This is a genomic window from Deinococcus pimensis DSM 21231, from assembly GCF_000519345.1.
Lineage (GTDB): Bacteria > Deinococcota > Deinococci > Deinococcales > Deinococcaceae > Deinococcus_A > Deinococcus_A pimensis.
This window is the reverse complement of sequence record NZ_KI912662.1, coordinates 34,168-39,581: the sequence shown is the minus strand read 5'-3', so window position 1 is coordinate 39,581 and position 5,414 is coordinate 34,168. Positions and strand designations below refer to the sequence as shown.

Below are 5,414 nucleotides of genomic sequence, written 5' to 3'. Positions count from 1 at the left end.
GCGCCTCCCGTGACGGTGCCGCCGTGCGCGCCGGGATCGCCGAGTCGGAGCGCGGGGCCTGCCATGCGCCCAGCGTGGCACGCCCGGCACCCCCCGGACGCGAGTTGTCCAGACAAGGAGGTCAAAGCGTCGACGCGTGATTTTCCTCTTCGGAGACGACGTTTTCCACCCTCCCGCCCCGCCTGTTCAGACAACCCGGCGATGGGCACTTCCGGCCTTCCTACCCTGAACGCTGAGCTCCGGACGACAGGACCGGAGAACACCACACCCCAGGAGGAAGCATGCCCGAGTACCTCTCGCCCGGCGTCTACGTCGAGGAAAGCAGCGGAGGTCCACGCCCCATCGAGGGCGTCGGCACCACCACCGCCGCCTTCATCGGCTTCGCGCCCGGCGGACCCGCCAACACCCCCGTCTTCGTCGCGAACTGGCAGCAGTACGTCGAGACCTTCGGCAGCCTGCGCCCCGACGGCAGCCGCGACCCGCACATGCCCGGCACGTACCTCTCGCACGCCGTGTACGGCTACTTCAACAACGGCGGCACCCGCTGCTGGGTGGAGTTCGGCGAGGACCCCGAGGAACCCTACGTCCTCGTGCGGGACGCGCAGGGCACCAGCGTCCGGATGGACACGCGGCGCCTCGCCCTGCACGTTCAGGCCGAGGGCGACGTGACCGTCGAGGCGGGCGGACGGCTCGTCCTCAGGGGCCGCGAGGTGACCGTGGAGGGCCGCGGCGACGTGACGGTGCGCGGCGCGACGATCCGGCTGAACTGAGCGTCCTCACTCCTCCAGCGGCGGGTGCAGGGCCACCACGCGCCCCAGCACCCGCAGGGCGTCCTTGAGGCGCGCTCCCTCCACGACGTACAGCCGCCCCAGGTCGTCGCTGCACAGGCAGGTGCCGCCCGCCTCGCCCTCCGCGAGATCCACGGACCAGCCCGCCGGGAGGGACACGTCCCCCGAGACGGGCGCGCGCAGCGTGAGGCGCTTGACCTTCCCGCCCTCCGGCGCGCTTTCCTTCGTGAGGATCGCGGCGGGCGCGGGCAGGGCCGTCGGGGCGAGCGGCTCGGGCGGCTGGACGGGCGCCTCCCGGGTCGGGGTGGGCGGCGCCTTCACCTCCGGGGCTCCGGGTGCCGCGGCGCCCTCCATGCCGAGCGCGCGGCGCATCCCCGCCTCGTACCTCGGGGCGGTCGCCACGATGAGGCTCACCAGCTTGCCGCGCAGGGTGGTGCTGGTGCGGCTCACGTCGAGCTCGCCGCTGAGGAGCTGCTCGATCGTCTCGGGCGTCACGTCGAGGTAGCGCGCGACGCCCTCGCGGTCGAGTCCCGTCGCGAGGAGCGCCTGCCGCACGTGCAGCGTGGCCAGCAGGCCCTCGCGCGGCTCGATCACGACGCCCGCGTCGTTCAGGAGGCGCAGCAGCGGATCGAAGGCGGGATTCCCGACGACCTCGCGCGCGTGCCGCTCCACCCAGCGCAGCACGCCCTTCGGGTCGGTGAGGTCCACGTCCTGCAGGCGGCGGCGCAGTTCCTTGCTGAGGAGTTGACGCAGGAAGTCACGGGTCGGCATGACCCATCATCACGGACGCGAGGGTGAGGAGACAGGGACGTTCGGCCTGAGGAGCTCAATCCGCGACGAGCTCACGGAAGCGGCCCACCGCGTGCCACAGGCTGCGCACCGCCCGCGTGAACACGGGCCGCCACGCGTCCCCGTCGGGCAGGAACAGTTCCACCGTGGCCATCGTGTCGTTCCCCTGCGGGTAGATCTTCACGACCTTCGACTCCGCCGTGACGGTCGCGGCGACCTCCAGGACGCGCGGGCGCTCCTCGGGCGTGAACTCGTGGAACCACGGGAAGGTCAGCTGGAAGTACTGCGGGTCGGCGCCACGCGTGTCGAGGTAGAAGTGCCCGCCCTGGTACTGGAAGGCGACGTCGCCGTCCTCGTCGAGGCGGGGTCGGTAGCCTTCCTGCGCGAGGAAGTCGAGGTACGCGGCGGCCTTCGGGTTCGGTGTGTGCATGGTCCTCCTCGGTCCTCAGGAGAGGGACGCGGCGCGCATCAGGTCACGGAAGCGGTGCACGCCGATCAGCAGGACCCGCACGCAGCGCATCAGGGTGTTCTCGAAGGCGTCCTCGTCCTCCAGGAAGACCTCCGTCGCGATCCACGTGTCGTCGTGCGGGGCGAAGGTGATCTTGAGGCCCTTGAGCTCGCGCTGCACCTCGTTCGCGACGCGGAAGGCCCGCAGGCGCTCCTGCTCGTCGTCGAGGCTCCAGATGTTCGGTACGACGACACGCAGGTACGTCGGGTCCGACGGGGTCACGTCGATGAAGCAGAAGAGCCCCTCGGCCTTGAAGGTGACGTCGCCGTCCGCGTCGATCTCCGGACGGTAGCCTTCCCGGTAGAGGAAGTCGCGGTACGTGCGCGCGAGGCTCGGGGCGGTGGTCTCGGTGAGGTCCTCCATGCCTTCAGGATGCGCTCCGGACGTGCGCGGGCCGCGCAAAACGCACGCCTGCGCGCGGGAGAGACAGCTGACTCACAATTCAGCCCGTGAGGACCGCGAGGACGATCGCCACGCCCCACCCGACGAGCAGCACCGCGAGGAGCGCGAGTTGCGGCGCTCCCAGGACGCCCGCCACCCGCGCGGACCGTCCCGCCCCGAGAAGCGACTCCAGGAGCGCGCCACCGTTCGATCCCGTGAAGGGCAGGAGATTGAGGGCCGCCATCTTCACGGCGAGCAGTCCCACGACGAGCGCGACCTGCCCGCGTGCCACGAGGTCCGCCGCGCCCAGCACCAGCGCCGCGCCGTGCGCCCGGGGCATCAGGGCGCCCCAGAAGAGCTGACCGAACCCCCGGCCGAACTCGCCCAGCGCGTCCACCCACCCGATCAGCAGGGCGCCCAGCAGGAGCAGCGCGAGCGGACCGCAGGCGTTCATGACGGCGGCTATGAAGGGCGCGGGCGCGTTCCCGTTCGGGAAGCGCGACGTCACGTACCCGCCGACCGGGACGAGCCCGAGCCGCAACGTCACCCCGAGGAGCCGCAGGCGCAACAACGTCGGCCCGCCGAACAGCCCGACCGTCCCCACCCGCTCCCCCGCCAGGACGGTCCCCAGGCACAGCCCGGCGAGGTGCACCACCGTGCACAGGACGGTGACGCCCAGCAGGGTCAGGGCGATCACGCGGGCCTCCTCACGCGACCAGGATAGCCGCGAGAGGAGGGGCGAGGGTCAAAAGAGGAACCCCGCTGAAGGCGGGGTTTCCCGTGGCGCGCCCTGCAGGATTCGAACCTGCGACCGACCGCTTAGAAGGCGGTTGCTCTATCCAGCTGAGCTAAGGGCGCAAACAGTGAGCCCCCGCTTGCGCGGGGGCCGCTTGGAGCGGGATACCGGGTTCGAACCGGTGCCAGAAGCTTGGAAGGCTGCTGTGCTACCACTACACCAATCCCGCGGGTGGTCGAGGCGACTGGATTCGAACCAGCGACCCCTTGGTCCCAAACCAAGTGCGCTACCGGCCTGCGCTACGCCTCGAGGCGCGAGCCCGCCCTGCCCACCTGGGCCGGACGCGCCCCGAAATCATAGCAGGGGACGGGGCGTGAGGGCTAGTCCCTCGCACCCCGCCGTCTTGGCCTAGCGTTCGCGGACCGTCCAGCCCTCGCGGCGCACCGCGTCGATCGCGCGGGCGAACTCGGGATCCACGTCCGTGTCCTGCAGGGTGCGCGCGCCGCGGTACGTGAGGCGCACCGCGAGGGACCGCTGGCCCTCCGGGATGGAGGGGCCCTCGTACACGTCGAACACGTCGACGCGTTCGAGCAGGTCGCCGCCCTCGCGGCGCAGCACCTCGCGCAGGTCACGGTACGTCACGTCCCGCGGGGCGATCACGGCGAGGTCTCGCAGGTTCGCGGGCGTACGCAGCGGATCCCGAAAGCCCCAGGGGCGGCCCGGGAGGGGCAGTTCGACCTCCATGAGGTACGTGTCTCCCTTGAGGCCCACGTCGCTCGCGACGCCGGGATGCAGTGCGCCGAGCCAGCCGACCGCCGTGCCGTTCCACAGGACGCGCGCGGCCACGCCGGGGTGCAGGGCGGGCGGGACGTCCTCGCCGCGCAGCTACGCCAGGTCGAGCGTCGCGCCGAGCGCGGACGCGACCGCCTCGAGCGCGCCCTTGAAGACGTAGAAGCCGCCCGCCACGCCCGGCTGCCACGTCGCGGGCGCGAGGGGACCGCGCATGAGCGCCCCGAGGCGTTCGACCTCGCCGCTCTCGGGGAAGACGCGGCCCACCTCGAAGAGCAGCAGCGAGCCCTGCTGCGGGTTCGCGAGGGCGGTACGCAGCAGGCTCGGGTAGAGCGCGGTGCGCATCGCGGTGCGTTCGCTCGTGAGGGGGTTGCGCAGGCGCAGGTGCGGGCGGGGCGCGCGGGCCCGGGCGGCCTCCTCGTCGGAGGTGAAGGTGTACGTCACGACCTCCTGGAAGCCGCCGAACGCGAAGGCGGCGCGCAGGTCACGCTTGGCGCGCGACGCGTCGCCCTCGCCGACGTTGCTCTCGTGGACGCGGAAGGTGGGCAGCGTCTCGGGCAGCTCGCCGTAGCCGTGCAGGCGGATGACCTCCTCGGCGAGGTCCTCCTGGATGTTCATGTCGACGCGCCACGTGGGCGGCGTGACCTGCCAGGAATCCGGTCGCGCCTCGAACTCAACGGCTCGCCCGACCTCGTCGGGTCGCGCCTCGACCACGCACCCGAGCTTCTCCAGCGAGCGGCGCATCACCTCGTCGGGAAGGTCGATGCCGAGCAGGGCGCGCGCCTTCGCGGGGCTGAACGTGAGGGGCGCGCGGGTCTGCTCGCCGCCCACGTCCGTCACGCCGGGATGCACCTGCGCGCCGCCGTGCCGCGCGAGGAGCTCCATGATGCGGTTCGCGGCCCACGCGGGCAGGTTCGGGTCCACGCCGCGTTCGTAGCGGTACACGGCGTCCGTCTTGAGGTCCAGTCGGCGCGCCGTGAGACGCAGGCGGACGGGATCGAAGTGCGCGGCCTCCAGCACGACGTCCGTGGTGTCCGCGCGGACCTCGCCGCGCCGGGCGCCGCTGATTCCGGCGATTCCCACGATCTCGCCGTCGGCGCTCCGGATCACGAGGTCGCCCGCCGCGAGCTTCTTCTCGTCACCGGAGAGCGTCACGACCGTCTCGCCCTCGTGGGCGGCGTCGGCGCGCAGTTCGCCGCCGATGTCGCGCGCGTCGTAGAGCGCGGTGGGCTGACCCAGCTCCAGCATCACGTAGTTGCTGGCATCCACGATGAGGTCGATGGGACGCAGGCCGCTCGCGAGGAGGCGGCGCTGCACCTCCAGCGGGCTCGGGCCGTTGCGCACCGACGTCGCGACGCGTCCGACGAAGCGGTCGCAGCCGTCCGTCACGCCGATCCGCACGGGCGCGGGCGCTTCCCTGTCG

At 72.1% G+C, this 5,414-nt stretch carries 5 protein-coding genes, 3 tRNA genes and 1 pseudogene; 1 reads left to right on the top strand and 8 read right to left on the bottom strand.

What is annotated here, in order from left to right; genetic code table 11:
* Positions 1 to 281: 281 nt before the first annotated feature.
* Positions 282 to 770, top strand: coding sequence for a hypothetical protein (locus tag DEIPI_RS41555; protein ID WP_027482607.1), 489 nt, complete (start codon positions 282 to 284; stop codon positions 768 to 770).
* A 6-nt stretch (positions 771 to 776) separates the two neighbouring features.
* Here the strand turns inward: DEIPI_RS41555 and DEIPI_RS0117465 are convergent, their stop codons facing one another.
* From DEIPI_RS0117465 to DEIPI_RS32270, 8 genes and pseudogenes are all read right to left on the bottom strand, one after another.
* Positions 777 to 1,559, bottom strand: coding sequence for a hypothetical protein (locus tag DEIPI_RS0117465; protein ID WP_027482606.1), 783 nt, complete (start codon positions 1,557 to 1,559; stop codon positions 777 to 779).
* Positions 1,560 to 1,614: 55 nt separating this feature from the next.
* Positions 1,615 to 2,007, bottom strand: a complete 393-nt coding sequence (locus DEIPI_RS32285) for a YbjN domain-containing protein (protein WP_052351809.1) — start codon at positions 2,005 to 2,007, stop codon at positions 1,615 to 1,617.
* Positions 2,008 to 2,022: 15 nt separating this feature from the next.
* Positions 2,023 to 2,448, bottom strand: a complete 426-nt coding sequence (locus DEIPI_RS32280) for a T3SS (YopN, CesT) and YbjN peptide-binding chaperone 1 (protein WP_052351808.1) — start codon at positions 2,446 to 2,448, stop codon at positions 2,023 to 2,025.
* Between the two features lie 79 nt (positions 2,449 to 2,527).
* Positions 2,528 to 3,163, bottom strand: coding sequence for a hypothetical protein (locus tag DEIPI_RS35730; protein ID WP_027482605.1), 636 nt, complete (start codon positions 3,161 to 3,163; stop codon positions 2,528 to 2,530).
* An 84-nt stretch (positions 3,164 to 3,247) separates the two neighbouring features.
* A tRNA-Arg gene (locus DEIPI_RS0117445) sits at positions 3,248 to 3,324 on the bottom strand.
* 33 nt (positions 3,325 to 3,357) lie between these two features.
* A tRNA-Gly gene (locus DEIPI_RS0117440) sits at positions 3,358 to 3,431 on the bottom strand.
* A gap of 3 nt (positions 3,432 to 3,434) precedes the next feature.
* Positions 3,435 to 3,511 (bottom strand) — tRNA-Pro (locus DEIPI_RS0117435).
* Between the two features lie 99 nt (positions 3,512 to 3,610).
* Positions 3,611 to 5,308, bottom strand: a pseudogene (locus DEIPI_RS32270) (phenylalanine--tRNA ligase subunit beta).
* Positions 5,309 to 5,414: the final 106 nt, after the last annotated feature.